The 15,448-nt window shown below is 57.1% G+C and carries 13 protein-coding genes and 1 pseudogene; 7 read left to right on the top strand and 7 right to left on the bottom strand.

From position 1 onward, the window contains the following. Positions 1-451: 451 nt before the first annotated feature. Positions 452-1,846, top strand: coding sequence for a bifunctional enoyl-CoA hydratase/phosphate acetyltransferase (locus AC2FJV_RS11640; RefSeq protein ID WP_496713792.1), 1,395 nt, complete (start codon positions 452-454; stop codon positions 1,844-1,846). Next, positions 1,839-3,011: an acetate/propionate family kinase gene (locus AC2FJV_RS11645; RefSeq protein ID WP_496713793.1), complete on the top strand. Its 1,173-nt coding sequence runs from the start codon at positions 1,839-1,841 to the stop codon at positions 3,009-3,011. The genes AC2FJV_RS11640 and AC2FJV_RS11645 overlap by 8 nt, the downstream gene beginning before the upstream one ends. Positions 3,012-3,014: 3 nt before the next feature. On the opposite strand, the gene AC2FJV_RS11650 is transcribed toward AC2FJV_RS11645, so the two are convergent. The 7 genes and pseudogenes from AC2FJV_RS11650 to AC2FJV_RS11680 all read right to left on the bottom strand — a co-directional run bounded on the left by AC2FJV_RS11650 (position 3,015) and on the right by AC2FJV_RS11680 (position 8,898). After that, entirely contained in the window at positions 3,015-3,488 is a 474-nt protein-coding gene (locus tag AC2FJV_RS11650; RefSeq protein WP_496713794.1) for a hypothetical protein, read from the bottom strand. 9 nt (positions 3,489-3,497) lie between these two features. Further along, on the bottom strand, positions 3,498-3,767 hold the full coding sequence (locus AC2FJV_RS11655; RefSeq protein WP_496713795.1) for a hypothetical protein: 270 nt from the start codon (positions 3,765-3,767) through the stop codon (positions 3,498-3,500). A 127-nt stretch (positions 3,768-3,894) separates the two neighbouring features. Beyond that, positions 3,895-4,560 (bottom strand): D-lyxose/D-mannose family sugar isomerase, encoded by a 666-nt coding sequence (locus tag AC2FJV_RS11660; protein ID WP_496713796.1) that lies wholly within the window; start codon positions 4,558-4,560, stop codon positions 3,895-3,897. Between the two features lie 16 nt (positions 4,561-4,576). After that, complete coding sequence (locus tag AC2FJV_RS11665) at positions 4,577-5,503, bottom strand: carbohydrate kinase family protein (protein WP_496713797.1); 927 nt, start codon at positions 5,501-5,503, stop codon at positions 4,577-4,579. A gap of 36 nt (positions 5,504-5,539) precedes the next feature. Further along, a complete protein-coding gene (locus AC2FJV_RS11670; RefSeq protein ID WP_496689483.1) occupies positions 5,540-6,520 on the bottom strand; it encodes a glucokinase in 981 nt (326 codons plus the stop codon). 39 nt (positions 6,521-6,559) lie between these two features. Next, a pseudogene (locus tag AC2FJV_RS11675) lies at positions 6,560-7,864 on the bottom strand (GH1 family beta-glucosidase); the annotation flags it as partial. Between the two features lie 2 nt (positions 7,865-7,866). Further along, on the bottom strand, positions 7,867-8,898 hold the full coding sequence (locus tag AC2FJV_RS11680; protein WP_282021725.1) for a LacI family DNA-binding transcriptional regulator: 1,032 nt from the start codon (positions 8,896-8,898) through the stop codon (positions 7,867-7,869). A 223-nt stretch (positions 8,899-9,121) separates the two neighbouring features. On the opposite strand from AC2FJV_RS11680, the gene AC2FJV_RS11685 reads away from it, so the two are divergent. From AC2FJV_RS11685 to AC2FJV_RS11705, 5 genes are all read left to right on the top strand, one after another. Beyond that, positions 9,122-10,390 carry an ABC transporter substrate-binding protein gene (locus AC2FJV_RS11685; protein WP_282021726.1) on the top strand — a complete coding sequence of 423 codons (1,269 nt, stop codon included), beginning with the start codon at positions 9,122-9,124 and terminating at the stop codon, positions 10,388-10,390. A 66-nt stretch (positions 10,391-10,456) separates the two neighbouring features. Beyond that, positions 10,457-11,464: a carbohydrate ABC transporter permease gene (locus AC2FJV_RS11690; protein ID WP_282021727.1), complete on the top strand. Its 1,008-nt coding sequence runs from the start codon at positions 10,457-10,459 to the stop codon at positions 11,462-11,464. Positions 11,465-11,467: 3 nt separating this feature from the next. After that, positions 11,468-12,616, top strand: a complete 1,149-nt coding sequence (locus tag AC2FJV_RS11695) for a carbohydrate ABC transporter permease (RefSeq protein WP_282021728.1) — start codon at positions 11,468-11,470, stop codon at positions 12,614-12,616. Between the two features lie 9 nt (positions 12,617-12,625). Further along, on the top strand, positions 12,626-14,281 hold the full coding sequence (locus AC2FJV_RS11700) for an alpha-amylase family glycosyl hydrolase (RefSeq protein ID WP_496713798.1): 1,656 nt from the start codon (positions 12,626-12,628) through the stop codon (positions 14,279-14,281). A gap of 3 nt (positions 14,282-14,284) precedes the next feature. Then, the gene (locus AC2FJV_RS11705) at positions 14,285-15,367 is read left to right on the top strand and encodes an ABC transporter ATP-binding protein (protein WP_496693719.1); all 1,083 of its coding nucleotides are present in this window, start codon (positions 14,285-14,287) and stop codon (positions 15,365-15,367) included. Positions 15,368-15,448 lie beyond the last annotated feature (81 nt).

Genomic DNA, 15,448 nt, shown 5'->3' on the forward strand with positions numbered 1-15,448 from the left:
GTGCAGATGTGAATGCCCGTCCCATTTTTGCCCCCGCATTACTGGCTAGTGGGAACAGGTCTGAGGGCGGCAAAGTGTTTGGCCGGGTCGTATATATGTCAAAAGTGGTTCTTAAATCAAAAGTTTAACTCGCAATTTGTGAAAACTATTCTTGGTTGACGGTGTGGATGGCAAGCCACCTCAGGAGCAGTACTCCTTCGAAGGGTCCGGGCAGTGCTGTTGTCGAACAAACCATCATTTTAAATTGGGCTGCTGAAACATTGTCCGGCCTATTGCCGTCAGCAGAGGATCGGCTAGAGGTAGGTGAACGTGTTATTGGCGAAGGTATGGATCCGCCATCCGATCTGGAGGATTTGGCACAGGTCGAATAGTGACCGAGAATGCCCCGCTCCGCGACCCGCCGCCAATTCCGAGGCATGCCGATGCACCGTCTGAAAAAAGGCCTGACCAAATGAAGATCCAGGAAAACCGAACCTTTTCACAGCTCGAGGTCGGAGACGAAGCCCAGCTGACACGATTGTGCACGGTTGACGATCTTTACGCCTTCGCCTCGGCATCGGGGGATCACAATCCTCTGCATCTGGCGGCCTATGATGGTGACGGCGACGGCCACCCCGAGGCGGTGGCCCCTGCGCTTTGGACCGCCGGTCTGGTGGCTGCCGTCTTGGGGAATATTTTGCCGGGTGCGGGAACCCAGACCCGAGCGGCCAATCTACGGTTTCACGCGATCGTTCTGGCCGGAGATGAGTTGACCGCAGTTGTTCGGGTTACAGAAAAATCCGACGATGGTGATGTTATCTGCACCGCCGAGGTTCGGCGTGTTGGCGACAGCACCCTGGTCCTGAGCGGAGATGTCCGAGTCACGCCGCCCGCAAAGCATATGGAATTCGATTCGATCGAGGTGCCGGGACTTATCGTTCAACGCCACCGCCATTTCGAAGCGTTACTGGCGAAAGCCAGACCCCTTGACCCGATGCCAACTGCTGTTGTTGCACCTGAAGAGCCAAACTCATTGGGGGGTGCTTTGCTGGGGTATAGCAACAGCATTATCACGCCGATCCTTGTGGGTGATCCCGGCAAAATCGCTGCCGCAGCCGAGGCACTGGGTGCCGATCTGTCCGGATTTGAAATTATCGAGGCCTATGGCCACCAAGCCGCCGCCCATCGCGCGGTTGACCTGGTGGTTGAGGGCAGGGCGCAAACACTGATGAAGGGGCATTTGCACACCGATGACCTGTTGCGCGCGGTTCTGCGCCGCGAAAACGGGTTGAGAACCGGGCGAAGGCTGTCACATATATTCGTTATGGATGTTCCAGGGATGTCGCGTCCGATCATGGTCACTGACGCGGCCGTGAATATTGCCCCTGACCTCGAAACCAAGGCTGATATTGTTCAGAATGCGATCCATCTGGCACATTCCATCGGGATTGAGACCCCAAAGGTAGGCGTGCTTTCAGCCATTGAGACGATCAACCCGCGCATGGCGTCGTCAGTTGATGCCGCCTTGCTGTCGAAGATGGCCGAACGGGGTCAGATCACAGGAGGGTTGGTTGACGGCCCCTTGGCTATGGACAACGCGGTCGATCTGAATGCGGCACGCACCAAAGGGATTACGTCCGAGGTGGCTGGTGCTGCGGACATTCTTGTCGCCCCAAACATAGAAGCAGGCAATATGGTGGCGAAACAGCTGACATTCATCTCTCATGCCGAGGCGGCAGGGATCGTGGTCGGGGCTGCTGCACCGATTATCCTGACCTCGCGTTCGGATGATGACGACTCGCGTTTGGCGTCCTGCGCGGTGGCGGCGCTTCATGCATATGCAAGTAAAGGCAAACTCCATGGCTGACCATGTTCTGGCACTGAACGCCGGGTCCTCATCACTGAAATTCGCGCTGTACGAACTGGTTGATGACAACCGTCCCAGCATGCGGTGGCGCGGACAAATAGAACGTTTAGGTGATGCACCACGCCTATTGGCCCAGTCGGCAGGCGGCAGATCAGTAGATCGTCCCCTGTCGAGCACCAAAAGCCATGATGAAGCAATCCACGCATTTCTTGAAATGGCGCGGGAATATCTTCCTGACATTCATGTGTGCGCGATAGGTCATCGCGTAGTGCATGGGGGCACGGTCTATTCCGAGCCTGTGCGCGTGGATGACACCGTCATCAACACTTTAGAAGGGTTTATTCCCTTTGCTCCTTTGCATCAGCCCTACAGTCTTGCGGGTATTCGCGCAGCCAGCGCTGCCTTCCCCGGAACAACTCAGGTTGCCTGTTTTGACACGGCGTTTCATCGCACCCATCCGTGGGTAAACGACACCTTTGCCTTGCCGAAAAGCTACTATGACAAAGGCGTTCGCCGCTATGGGTTCCATGGGCTGAGCTATGACTACATTTCGAACAAGCTGAAAGAAACGGCACCGGGTCTGTATGATGGCCGTGTGGTTATCGCCCATCTTGGAAACGGGGCATCCATGTGCGCGGTTTCAGGTGGGCGCGCTGTGGCTTCGACCATGGGGTTCTCGGCGCTTGACGGGTTGCCGATGGGCACGCGCTGCGGTCAGCTGGATCCAGGTGTCGTGCTGTATATGCTGCAGCAGGACGGAATGACCGCAGAAGAGATTGCCGAAATGTTGTACAGAAAATCCGGCCTGCTGGGCCTGTCGGGGATATCATCGGATATGCGCACGTTGTTGGCCGCTGATACGCCCGAAGCCCGAAAGGCAATCGACTATTACGTCTTCCGTATTCGGCGAGAGCTTGGCGCCCTGTCCGCCGCACTTGAAGGGATTGATGCGCTTGTCTTCACCGGTGGCGTTGGTGAGAACGCGGCCCAGATCCGGCAGATGGTTTGTGATGGAATGCGATGGATCGGGATCGAAATGGATCACGCCAGGAATGCCGATGGTGGAACAGTCCTGTCCACGGATTTCAGCCGTGTCCGGATTCTGACGATCCCCACAAATGAGGAGATGGTGATCGCGCAGGCTGCGGTGAATTTTCTGGAGTAGGTCTTATTCGTTCGGCGTTTCTTTCCGGCGCCGGGCGTATTTCAGCAGCATGCTCAGCAAGGCCGTGATGGCTTCGGGCGCCAGTACGCCAACCGGGTCGCGGCGAATTCCGGCTACGGTGTTTTGGACCTCGGCCAGGGAATCCCTGATTTCGGATTCAATGTCTTGCAGCGCCATATCCCGAAGTTCGACTGCGGCCGAGGCATCGCCGTGTTGGTTTATCGAATTGGCGAGCAGAACCAGAATCAAAGCAAGTACCAGATTGGTCCCCGCCACAAGTATCGCAGCAACGGGTTTCGACAGGATCGCGGAAAGCCAGAAAAATCCGGCGAGATTCAGCATGATGATCGCCAGGCCCACCGCCACTCCGGCGGCTATGTAAAACCCGGCCCGTTTCACGGTGATCGCAAGCTGTGTGCGTGCGATCAAGCGTTCAGCACGCAAAATGACTGAGACATTACGGGATATGCGGCTCATGGGCGCCTCCTAGCGTGACCGGCCAAGCATGTAGCCTAGGGCAAAAATACCAGCGGCAAACAGAATTGATTTTCTGTGCGGCAGATCTTCGAATTCCTCAAGTATATCGTCAAACTGAGTGGACCAGGATTCGAGGTTATCTGTAAGCCGATCGGCGATGGTTTCCTCCGGCGGGGTGTCAGTTCCCTTATCAGACGAACCGTTTTTTGCCTTTGGCTGCGCGGCAAGTTGCCGTCGCAGGTCTGCGATCTCTGCTTCAAGCTCGGCTTTTGTCACCATTGCTCAGGCTCCTTCCCGACGGATCACAATCAGCGTACCGGTATTGCCCATCGTAGACTGATTTTCCGATTTAGTAAAAGGGGCTTATCGGGTTCAAAGCCGGTGCCAGCGCGCCTATGCGCCAATGTCAATAATCCGCAACCAGCAGGAAATCCGGGATGGCGTCTTCCTCGATTGTCGCAAAGCGAGGGATCGGCTGTTCGAAGACGTTGTCGGTTCGGTCGTCATTGACGGTAGACACTTCGCCAATCAAACAATCGCCTTTTTCCGCCCAGAACGCGTGCCAGATACCCGGCATCAAGGTCACGCTTTGACCGGGCTTTATCCGCAGCAGTTCGCCAGGTTGAAGCGTCACAGGGCAGTTGTCGCTAGGCACGGTCACAGGGGTATCGCGGTCAATGCCGCCCTGAGGGTCTGAGGCGTAGATTTCCATCACCAGATCGCCACCGCCCCGGTTGATGATATCCTCGGCTTTGACGATGTGCCGGTGCATCGGCGAAAGCTGCTTGTCCCGCGACACCAGCAGTTTCTCGGCATAGAGCATGCCTTGCCCCTTGTTCAGATCGCTGACATCGCCATTGCGTAGGGTGAACAGGAACAGGCCAAGTTCGTCAAACCGACCCTGGCCATAGTCGGTTATGTCCCACCCAAGCCCGCGTTCACGGATACCGGCGGCCTGTTCGCTGCGCATTTTCTCGGGCGACCAATCCGCAAAGGGCGGCAGCACCGCGCCAAAGGAACGGATAAAGGCCTCGGCCTCGGATTTGATTTCGTTGATTTCGGAACGTTTCATCGGCTTCTTCGTTGGGTCAGAGTTCATGGGCCCAGGGCGGGTTTGCCCCGGCGCGCGCGACAGTTACAGCGGCGACTTCCGCCCCTTTCGAAAGGGCTACGCGCAGGGCGTTTGCTGGCAATGTGCGCAATTCGGATTTTGTTAAGTAGCCTGATTGATCTAGGGCGGACAAGACGCCTGCGTTGAAAGTGTCACCGGCGCCAACGGTGTCGACGACCTCGACCTTTTTTACGGGAACAGAAACGTCGGACCCGTCTGCAAGATACCCGATCGCGCCTTCGCTGCCCCGGGTGACGATCACCACCGAAGGTCCCGCCTGCAGCAACAGCGGAACTTTCTCAGCAAGGCTTTCTGGGCCCGGAATGATCCAGTTCAGATCTTCGTCCGAGACCTTGACGATATCCGCTTGCGCAATCATGCGGTTCAGCCGGGTGCGATACCGGGTCTGATCCCGGATGAAATCCGGGCGAATGTTTGGGTCCAACATGACGGCGCGCTCTGATCCAAAGCGGTCAAGCACCGCCGCATAGGCATCTGCGCAAGGCTCGCATGCCAGACTGATCCCGCCCAGATACAGCGCCGAGACCGAGGGCAGATGGGTTGGCATATCCTCTGGCGTTAACATCCGTCCGGCCGAGTTTTCATCGACGAAACTGTAGGCTGCCTGCCCATCCTTGAGCTGTACAAATGCCAATGTAGTCGGGCGGTCCGAGTGGATTACCCGGTCGGAGTCAACATGGCTGGCCTTGAGGGCGGCCATAAGCTGTTGCCCGAACATGTCAGAGGAAAGCCCGGTCAGCAGACCCACCGGCGTATCCAATCGACCCAGGGCAATAGCCGTGTTGAAAATCGCACCGCCAGAATGGGGCACAAACCCCAGTTCGCCGGAGATCGTGGGCGTCTCGATCATATCGATCAGGGCTTCACCACAGCATAGGATCATGCCGGGACCTTTCTGTTTCTGAAACGTGCGGTCAGACTACCGCCTTAGCGCATTTTTACAGAAATTGTTAGCGCCAACAATGCCAAATTCATCCTGTTCCGAGACATACAGGTTCATGGATCGACGCAACTCGCTGAACCGGCCTCCGGCATTAAAGGCGTCTCGGAAGGCGTCCTTGAACAGCCAGCGGTTCTTTTCGGCCACGCCGCCCACAAGGAACACGCCACCGGCAGGCATCATGACGACCGCCAGATCGCCCATGACCGCGCCTAGATGTGTGGTGAACATATGCGCGGCCTTGACGGCATGGGCATCGGTTCCGTCGCGTGCATCCTGAAGGATATCGCGCGCGGTTCGGGGCTCGGCCTTTGCCCGACCCCCTGCCAGTTCGATGGCCTGATAAAGGATCGGCAAACCCGTACCGCTGAGGAACATTTCCGCCTCAAGTGTCAGGGTGTCGTCAAAAAAACACTCGGGGGCCACCTGCCGCGCGGCGTTGAATATTTCGACCTCGTCCTGACTTCGGGGCGAGAGGCCGATATGGCCGCCTTCGCCGGACACCGTGTGATAGCGGCCATTCGAATATAGCAGCGATCCGACACCTAGCCCGGTTCCAGGCCCGACGACCAGACGAGTGCCGGTCGGCGGATGCTTGGCCCCTTGCAAGACTTCAACATTGTCATGGGAAATTTCGGCAACAGACCACGCAGCGGCAGTGAAGTCGTTGATCACAAAGGTATGTCGGGCGCCCGTTGCCCGGGCGATATCATCCTCTGACAGATCAAGTTGGGCGTTGGTCAGCCTGATTGTACCGTTGCGGACAGGTCCTGCCCCGGCGGCAACCACGGCCCGTGGGTCGGTTCCGATCTCGTCGCGCAGGCTATGAAAAGCCTCAAGCAATTCGGGCAGTTTGCCGGTGGGGTATTTGCGCAGGTCCGTCAGTTCACCATTGGTGATAACGCCAAGCCGCGTATTGGTGCCGCCGATATCGGCCACGAGGTTCCAATGGTCGTGCATGGCCCCAGCCGGTTGCGCCAGCGGTAAGGACACTGTGCTTCCCGTCAGGGCGTTTTGTACTGCGGTATAGGACGCCTTGGGTGTGCGCTCCATCGTCTGAAAGTCCACATCCACAAGGCCAAACCTCTTCTCATATCCCAGCGCCCATTCGTAATTGTCCAGCAGGGACCAGATGAAGTAGCCCTTGATCGGCACGCCCTGTGCCAAGGCGTCCTGTACCGCCGAAAGATGTTGGTTCAGATAGTCGATCCGGTCGCTATCCTGCTGCCGTTCGGGGCTGGCCATGCCATTTTCCGTCACCAGAATCGGCAGGTCCCCGGTGTAATCCTGCTTGGTGCGGGTCAGAAACCGGGTCAGGGCGGCGGGTTCGATCTCCCACCCCATCTGAGTTTTGGGCAGCGGTCCGGCGATTTCCTGCAGACTGGGCCAGGTGGTCTCCGAAGGCGCAATCAACTTGCGGGTATAGTAGTTCAGACCACACCAATCGACCGGCGTACCGATGATGTCGAAATCATCCTGCCAGCCAGCGGGCAGGTAGGGCTCTAACCCCTCCAGAACGTTGTCTGGATAGGCCTTGTTGAAAACGCCGCCCAGAAAGAACCGGTTGTAGATGCCGTCATACAGATCAGCCGCGCGGCGCGCTTCGGGGCTGTCATCTGCGGGTTCGGCCCATTCCAGGTTGAAAACCGCGCCCAGGTTGGACATGCCAAGGCCCCGCATCGCGTCGATGGCGCTGCCATGGGCCAGAAGGACGTGGTGCATCGCGCGGGCGGTTGCACGGATGTCGCGAAGACCCGGGGCGTGATGGCCTTCGAAATGGCTCAGCCAGCTGACGCACCACGGCTCATTTATGGGGGCGACGCTGTACATCCGATCGCCGATGCGGCCCATGATGACCTCGGTGAAATCGGCGAACCACCCGGCGATATCTCGATTGCGCCAGCCGCCCAGATCGGCCAGAAACGAAGGTAGTTCCCAATGGTAAAGCGTGGCGCAGGGGCGGATACCGCGTTCCAGCAGCGCATCGGCCAGCCGATCATAGTAATCCAGCCCGGCCTCATTCACCTGACCACGGCCTTCGGGCAGAACCCGCGCCCAGCTGGTTGAAAACCGGTAGCAATCAAAGCCGCCATCGCGCACCAGATCCAGATCCTGCGGGAACCGGTTCAGGTGGTCACAGGCCAGATCCCCGTTTTCATTTCGCACAACATTGCCGGGGGTCCTGGCAAAGGTATCCCAATGGGTTTGCCCGGCCCCTCCCTGTGCGTGGCCTTCGATCTGATAGGCCGAGGTTGCGACGCCAAAGAGGAAATCTTTGGGGAAATCAGTGCGGTTGTATTTCATATTCAGAACCTGTTGGGGGCGGGACCGGTCGAGCCGCCAACTACCAGCTCAGCCTCCAGCAATCTAGTTTTGGCCGGGTCTTCGGGCGCATTTATTCGTTCGATCAGCATTTCGGCAGCTATTTCACCGGCCAACCGAACCGAGGATCGCGTGGCGGTGAAGATCGGTACATCCTGCCCGTTTTTCAGATAGGACAGGTCGTCATCATGGGCGATCACCGAAACATCGCGGCCCATCTGCAGCCCTGCTTCGTTCAATGCCCGCCGAACTCCGATGGCCGAAATCATTGACGAAACCAGGATGGCGGTCGGAGGGTTCTTAAGTTGAGCCATATCGCGCGCTTCGTGGTGGCCATATACCTCTGTCATCTCGGCGCTGCGCATCAATTCAGGGTCCGGTGACAGACCGGCTTGATTCAGGGCCTGCAGGTAACCGGCCCGGCGGCGTTGGGCGAAATCCATATCTTCAAGTCCGTTGATAAGGGCGATCCGTCGATGCCCCAGGTCGATCAGAAACTGGGTGGCGCGCTTGAACGAGCTTTTGTTGTTCACATCAACCCAGTCATAGGGTGCGTCTATTCCAGTGGATCGTCCGTGCACAATGAAGGGCGCGCCCATGCGATTGAGGACTTCAATCCGCTGCTCGTTCACCTTGGGGCCCTGCAGAACGACACCGTCCACGGCACCACGCTGAAACAGGTCGCGATAGGCGCGTTCAATAGATGTGTCGTCGGCGCTAGTGAACATCATGTCATAGCCGTGTTCAGCATATCTACGAGCAGCCCCGGCGACAAAATCGCCAAAGATTGGGTTCACCATTTCATGCTGGGATGAGCTGGGAATCACGTGCCCGATCACGTGTGATCGACCTGTCGCCAGACCCTTGGCCCGGCTGTTCGGGCGGTACCCGTGTTTTGTTGCGGCGGTCTGAACCCTTGTGCGCGTGGCTTCGCTGACCTCAGGGTATCCGTTCAGCGCACGGCTGACGGTTGTTTGGGACAAACCAAGGATTTCAGAGAGCTGCTTTAGGTTCATATTTGTTCAAAGCGCCTACAAATTACTGCGTATTCCTGTTTTTGCGGGCATTTTCTCCGGTGGTCAACAGATTTTACGAACATCTCGTTTGATATTTATATTTATGGGCCTTCGCAAAGCAATCGTTGACAGGTGGAGGCTGTTAGCGCATAAACTCACTCCAGCCAAAGCGCTTTGGAAATTTGAAACCTAAGGCGCGAGATATCGTTGGGAGGAGAAATTCATGAAACACTCGCTTTATGCTGGCGTTGCCGCATTTACCCTGGTCGGGGGCGTCGCACAGGCCGACAAGGTTACCGTATTCGGCCCGTGGCTGGGGCCGGACCAAGAGAATGTCGAAAAGGTTCTGGATGGGTTTGCGGCGGCGACCGGGCATGAATACGCTTATGTCGGTTCGGACAGTTTTGAATCGCAAATCCGTATTGATGCTGAGGCCGGATCGGCCCCGAATATTGCCGTTTTCCCGCAACCTGGGTTGGCGGCGGATATGGCCAAATCCGGATTTCTGACGCCACTGGGAGAAGGGTCAGGGGACTGGATTCGCGACAACTATGCCGCCGGGCAATCCTGGGTCGATCTCGGCACCTATCCGGGGCCGGACGGTCAGGATCATCTTTATGGGTTCTTCTACAAGGTCGATGTGAAATCCCTTGTGTGGTTTGTGCCCGAGAATTTTGAGGATGCGGGATATGAGGTGCCGACCACGATGGAAGAGCTGAAGGCTCTGTCCGATCAGATTGTGGCAGATGGCGGCACGCCATGGTGTATTGGCCTGGGTTCGGGTGGGGCCACTGGCTGGCCTGCGACCGACTGGGTCGAGGATATGATGCTGCGTACACAATCCCCCGCGGATTACGACGCTTGGGTTGCCAATGAATTGAAGTTCAACGATCCAAAAGTCGTCGCGGCCATTGAGGAATTCGGGGCCTTTGCCCGCAATGAAGACTATGTCGCAGGGGGCGCCGGTGCTGTTGCAACGACGGATTTCCGCGACAGCCCGAAAGGCATGTTCAGCTCACCTCCGCAGTGTTACATGCACCGTCAGGCCTCATTCATTCCGGCATTCTTTCCAGAGGGCACCATCGTCGGGGAAGATGCGGATTTCTTCTACTTCCCTGCCTATGAAAGCAAAGACCTTGGCAGCCCGGTTCTGGGTGCGGGCACTTTATGGGCAATCACCAATGACAGTCCCGGTGCACATGCGCTGATCGAGTATCTGCAAACACCTGAAGCGCATGAGACCTGGATGGCGCTGACCGGATTTCTGACCCCGCATAAGGGGGTAGATACTTCGGTCTTCTCGGATCCCACGCTGAAAAAGATGAACGACATTCTTCTTGGTGCAACGACGTTCCGGTTTGACGGTTCTGACCTGATGCCGGGCGGCGTAGGCGCCGGAACATTCTGGACCGGAATGGTTGATTATGCAGGCGGTGCCTCTGCCCAAGAAGTGGCGGATGAAATTCAGTCATCCTGGGATGCGCTGGACTAAGCGTCCGGGGTTGGGCAACCCGCACCATCGGGTTGCCCAAGCTAACCGTCACAAGGGAGAAGCGTCATGCATCCGGCATTTCAGGGCCTGCTGACCATCGCAATCGGCGTGTCAGCCTGTGTGGGCTATTTCTACCTGTCTAATCAGTTTCTGGACAAAATTCTGTTCCCGGCGCGCGGTCCCAATGCAGGCCGCAACATCAACCGAGCGAGCATGATCCGCCCATGGCTGTTCCTGTTTCCCGCATTGGCTGCATTAAGCCTGTATCTGGCTTACCCGGTGGTGGAAACGCTGCGCCTGTCGTTGACGCAGCGCATTCCTGGCGGCGGGTACGAGTGGGCGGGCTTGGATAACTATGTCCAGATGGCGCAAGAGCCCAAATTCTGGGAAGCCATGCGCAACAACATGTTATGGCTGATCGTGGTGCCTGCAATGTCGACAGCGTTTGGCCTATTGGTGGCTCAGCTGACCGACCGCATCCGCTGGGGCAACATCGCCAAGTCTCTGATTTTCATGCCGATGGCCATCTCGTTCGTGGGGGCCTCGGTGATCTGGAAGCTAGTCTATGACACCCGTCCGGTTGAGCAGGACCAGATCGGGATGCTGAACGCGCTCTACATCTTTTTCGGAGGAGTAGAGCCGCAGACATGGTTGACCATCCCTTTCTGGAACAGCTTTTTTCTAATGGTGGTGCTGGTCTGGATTCAGACCGGTTTTGCCATGGTTATCCTGTCGGCCGCCCTGCGCGGTATTCCCGAGGAAACCATCGAAGCTGCCATTCTGGATGGGGCCAATCCGTTCCAGATTTTCTTCCGTATCAAAGTGCCGCAAATCAAAACCACCATCCTGGTGGTCTGGACCACGATCACCATCACCGTGCTCAAGGTCTTTGACATCGTGTTTGCCATGACCAACGGCCAGTGGGAAACGCAGGTTCTGGCCAATTACATGTATGACAAGCTGTTTCGCGCCAATGACTGGGGCGTGGGCTCGGCCTCGGCCATGGTGATCATGCTGCTGGTGGCACCGATCCTTGTCTGGAATGTGCGCAATGCGCGCAAAGAGATGGAGTAGGCCATGAGCGATATAGCAGGAACCAAACCCGCCCTTCGCTGGGCTGTCCATGCCTCGGTTCTTTTTCTGGTCGTGCTCTGGGTGGTGCCGACGCTGGGGCTGTTGATCTCATCCTTCCGCACGGCTGACCAGATTGCCACAAGCGGCTGGTGGCGGTCGTTGTTCCCATCCGAGCAGAACCTGACCCTGCGCGCTGCAGCACCTGAAACTCAGGTGCTGGAGAATGGCGTTTACATGATCGAAGGCAACCTGTTTGAAACCGGCGCGCAGGCGGCGATCTCGAAATGGGGCATCAGTTCTCGTGCGATCGATGATTTTGTACCGGGCGATACCGCGGAATTGCGCAAGGGTGGCACGATCACGGTGGATGCCGACGGCAAATACCGGATGGAAAACACCGAAGAGTTCACCGGCAGTCGCGGCACGCGCGTCTTTGTGACGGCGGAACTGCCTCCCGAGTTCACCTTGGCCAATTACCACAAGGTTCTGTTGGCAGAAGACAGCACGGACAGTATGGGACGGGCGTTTTTCAACACGCTGACCGTCACGATACCAGCGACGATCATTCCGATCCTAGTGGCCGCCTTTGCCGCCTATGCCTTGGCTTGGATGGATTTCCCCGGTCGGGCGCTGTTGATCGCTGCGGTTGTTGGCCTGTTGGTGGTGCCGCTGCAACTGGCACTGATCCCCTTGCTGAAATTTCACCTGAGTATCGGGATAGGCAAAGGTTATCTGGGAGTCTGGATGGCCCATACCGGGTTCGGGATGCCATTGGCCATCTACCTGTTGCGCAACTACATGGCTGGGCTGCCGCGCGATCTGATCGAAAACGCACGCGTTGATGGCGCGACCGAGTTCCAGATCTTTACCAAACTGATCCTGCCGCTCAGCTTTCCGGCATTGGCGTCTTTTGCCATCTTCCAATTTCTCTGGACTTGGAATGATCTGCTGGTTGCCAAAGTGTTCCTGATCGATGCGTCCGGCCAGACCACAGTGATGACAAACCGGATTGTCGAGCTGCTTGGAACGCGGGGTGGAAACTGGGAAATCCTTGCCACGGCGGCGTTCGTCTCGATCGCTGTGCCGTTGGCTGTTTTCTTCGCGATGCAAAAATACCTGGTCCGTGGTCTGCTGGCCGGGTCGGTCAAATAGAGGCGTCTGATGAACGTGCAGAACACAGCAGAACTTTCCAATGCAACCAAGGTGGCCGCTGACTGGTGGCGTGGTGGCGTCATCTATCAGATCTATCCGCGCAGCTTTCAGGACAGCAATGGTGACGGGATCGGAGACCTGAAAGGCATCACCCAGCGATTGGGGTACATTGCCTCTCTGGGCGTTGATGCGATCTGGATTTCGCCCTTCTTCAAATCTCCGATGAAGGATTTCGGATATGACGTCAGCGACTATCGCGATGTTGATCCGATGTTCGGCACGATGGAGGATTTTCGGGACCTGCTGGATCACGCCCATGCCCAGGGGTTGAAGGTGATGATTGATCTGGTTCTGTCGCACACGTCAGACCAGCACCCTTGGTTCAGCGAAAGCCGCGCCAGCCGTGAAAACGCCAAATCCGATTGGTATGTCTGGGCCGATCCAAAACCGGACGGTACGCCGCCGAACAACTGGTTGTCGATTTTCGGGGGCTCGGCCTGGCAGTGGGACTCGCGACGTTTGCAGTATTATTTGCACAACTTCCTCACCTCGCAGCCGGATCTGAACTTTCACTGTCCGGATGTGCAAGACGCCTTGCTGGATGTTGCCAGGTTCTGGCTTGATCTGGGTGTCGATGGGTTTCGTCTGGATACAATCAACTTCTATTTCCACGACGAACAGTTGCGAGATAATCCTGCCCTGCCCGTCGATCAGCGCAATGCCTCAATCGCGCCGATAGTAAACCCGTATAACCATCAGGACCACCTGTTCTCCAAAAGCCAGCCCGAGAACATTGCCTTTCTGGAACGCCTGCGGGCCCTGACCGATCAATATGAAGGTCGCGCCTGTCTGGGCGAGGTGGGCGACGCACAGCGCGGGCTTGAGATAATGGGCGAATACACCAGCGGTAATAAGCGCATGCACATGTGCTATGCGTTTGAGTTCCTTGAAAAGCGCGCTTTGACTGCCAGCTATGCACAGCAGGTATTTGATCAGCTCGAGGACAAAGCAGGTGATGCCTGGCCTTGCTGGGCATTTTCGAACCATGACGTGGAACGTCACGCGTCGCGCTGGCGTCTGGACGATGCAGCCGCCAGACAGCATGCAGTTTTGATGATGTGCATGCGCGGCTCGGCCTGCTTGTATCAAGGCGAAGAGTTGGGCCTGCCCGAGGCGGACGTGGCCTTTGACGATCTGCAAGACCCGTATGGCGTCGAATTCTGGCCTGAGTTCAAGGGCCGCGACGGATGCCGGACGCCGATGGTTTGGGCTGCGCAGGATGAACAATCGGGCTTTAGCACCGGCAAGCCTTGGTTGCCTGTCAGTGACCCTCAGGCCGAGCGTGCCGTGGATCGATCAGAGGCCGAGCCCGAATCTATGCTTCACCATTATCGTCGTGCGATTGCATTCCGCCATGCCCATCCGGCTTTGATGTTGGGGGCGCAAAAGAACATGACGCAGATCGGGACCGTTCTGACCTTCACACGTGAAAATCAAGCGGAAGAGGTGTTCTGCGCATTTAACCTCGGTACCGAACGTTCCGAAGTAATCTTGCCAGGCGGGAACTGGCGCGTGATCGGAGAAGAGCTGGGTGGCGTCGCGGGAACGGGGACAGTGTCTCTGGGTGCTGCACAATTCTGCCTGCTGTTGAGGGAGAAGGAATAAACCATGTCAGAACTAAACCTCACAGATGTCGCCAAAACCTATGGCAATGTGGATGTTCTGAAGAACATCAATCTTGAGATTGAGCGGGGCGAGTTGATCGTTTTCGTCGGGCCTTCGGGCTGTGGCAAATCCACCTTGCTGCGCATGGTCGCCGGGTTGGAAAAGATCTCGGGCGGAACGCTCGAGATTGAAGGGCAGGTGATGAACGATGTGCCGCCAGCACAGCGAGGTATCGCGATGGTGTTCCAAAGCTATGCGCTGTACCCGCATATGACCGTTCGCGAAAACATGGCCTTTGCGCTGAAGATAGCCAAAATGCCGGCGGCTGAAGTTGGCGCCGCGGTCGATCGGGCGGCCCGCATCCTACAGCTTGAACCTTATCTGGACCGGTTGCCCAAAGCGCTATCCGGTGGTCAGCGTCAGCGTGTCGCAATCGGGCGCGCCATTGTTCGTGACCCCAAGGTTTACCTGTTCGACGAACCGCTTTCGAACCTGGACGCGGCGCTGCGTGTCGCCACCCGGATCGAAATCGCCCGCCTGAAAGAGGCGATGCCGGACAGCACGATGATCTATGTCACCCATGATCAGGTCGAAGCGATGACATTGGCCAGTCGGATCGTCGTGCTGGCCAACAAAGGGATCGCTCAGGTTGGGACGCCGTTGGAACTATATGAGACGCCCGACAATGAGTTTGTCGCGCAATTCATCGGTTCACCAGCAATGAACCTGATGTCGGGGGTCATTACCGCCACCGGCGCACAGACAGTCGTCAAGCTGGACGGTGGCGGCACGGCGATATCAGCGGTACCAACCGAGGCTGGAGACGAAGGCAAGCAGGTGAATATCGGCGTCCGCCCGGAAGATTTTGTGTCCGTGGACAGCGACCCAATCCTTGAAGGGGTCGTAGACTTTACCGAGGCTTTGGGCGAGGTGACGCTGTTATACTTCGCGGTAGAGAATGGGACGGATGCCCTTATTGCCAAGCTTCCGGGCGTTCAGAAGAATATGCGGGGCAAGACTGTGATGGTCTCAGCGAATCCTGACAAGGTTCATTTGTTCCATCAGGGGGTTTCCATGCGGAAATAACCCTTTCCAACACGGTTCTTGACAAGACCCCTGATGCTGTTTCAACTTGATTGAAACGTTTCATTTTGTGGTAGAACCGTG

It is taken from the genome of Ruegeria sp. CDSA241, assembly GCF_059611265.1.

Bases quoted from the DNA above. Each gene is read 5' to 3' on its own strand.
- AC2FJV_RS11655 (WP_496713795.1), bottom strand. From the start codon at position 3,767: ATGGTGACAAAAGCCGAGCTTGAAGCAGAGATCGCAGACCTGCGACGG.
- AC2FJV_RS11650 (WP_496713794.1), bottom strand. From the start codon at position 3,488: ATGAGCCGCATATCCCGTAATGTCTCAGTCATTTTGCGTGCTGAACGC.
- AC2FJV_RS11670 (WP_496689483.1), bottom strand. From the start codon at position 6,520: ATGCACGACCATTGGAACCTCGTGGCCGATATCGGCGGCACCAATACG.
- AC2FJV_RS11685 (WP_282021726.1), top strand. From the start codon at position 9,122: ATGAAACACTCGCTTTATGCTGGCGTTGCCGCATTTACCCTGGTCGGG.
- AC2FJV_RS11690 (WP_282021727.1), top strand. From the start codon at position 10,457: ATGCATCCGGCATTTCAGGGCCTGCTGACCATCGCAATCGGCGTGTCA.
- AC2FJV_RS11695 (WP_282021728.1), top strand. From the start codon at position 11,468: ATGAGCGATATAGCAGGAACCAAACCCGCCCTTCGCTGGGCTGTCCAT.
- AC2FJV_RS11665 (WP_496713797.1), bottom strand. From the start codon at position 5,503: ATGATCCTATGCTGTGGTGAAGCCCTGATCGATATGATCGAGACGCCC.
- AC2FJV_RS11660 (WP_496713796.1), bottom strand. From the start codon at position 4,560: ATGAAACGTTCCGAAATCAACGAAATCAAATCCGAGGCCGAGGCCTTT.
- AC2FJV_RS11680 (WP_282021725.1), bottom strand. From the start codon at position 8,898: ATGAACCTAAAGCAGCTCTCTGAAATCCTTGGTTTGTCCCAAACAACC.
- AC2FJV_RS11705 (WP_496693719.1), top strand. From the start codon at position 14,285: ATGTCAGAACTAAACCTCACAGATGTCGCCAAAACCTATGGCAATGTG.
- AC2FJV_RS11640 (WP_496713792.1), top strand. From the start codon at position 452: ATGAAGATCCAGGAAAACCGAACCTTTTCACAGCTCGAGGTCGGAGAC.
- AC2FJV_RS11645 (WP_496713793.1), top strand. From the start codon at position 1,839: ATGGCTGACCATGTTCTGGCACTGAACGCCGGGTCCTCATCACTGAAA.
- AC2FJV_RS11700 (WP_496713798.1), top strand. From the start codon at position 12,626: ATGAACGTGCAGAACACAGCAGAACTTTCCAATGCAACCAAGGTGGCC.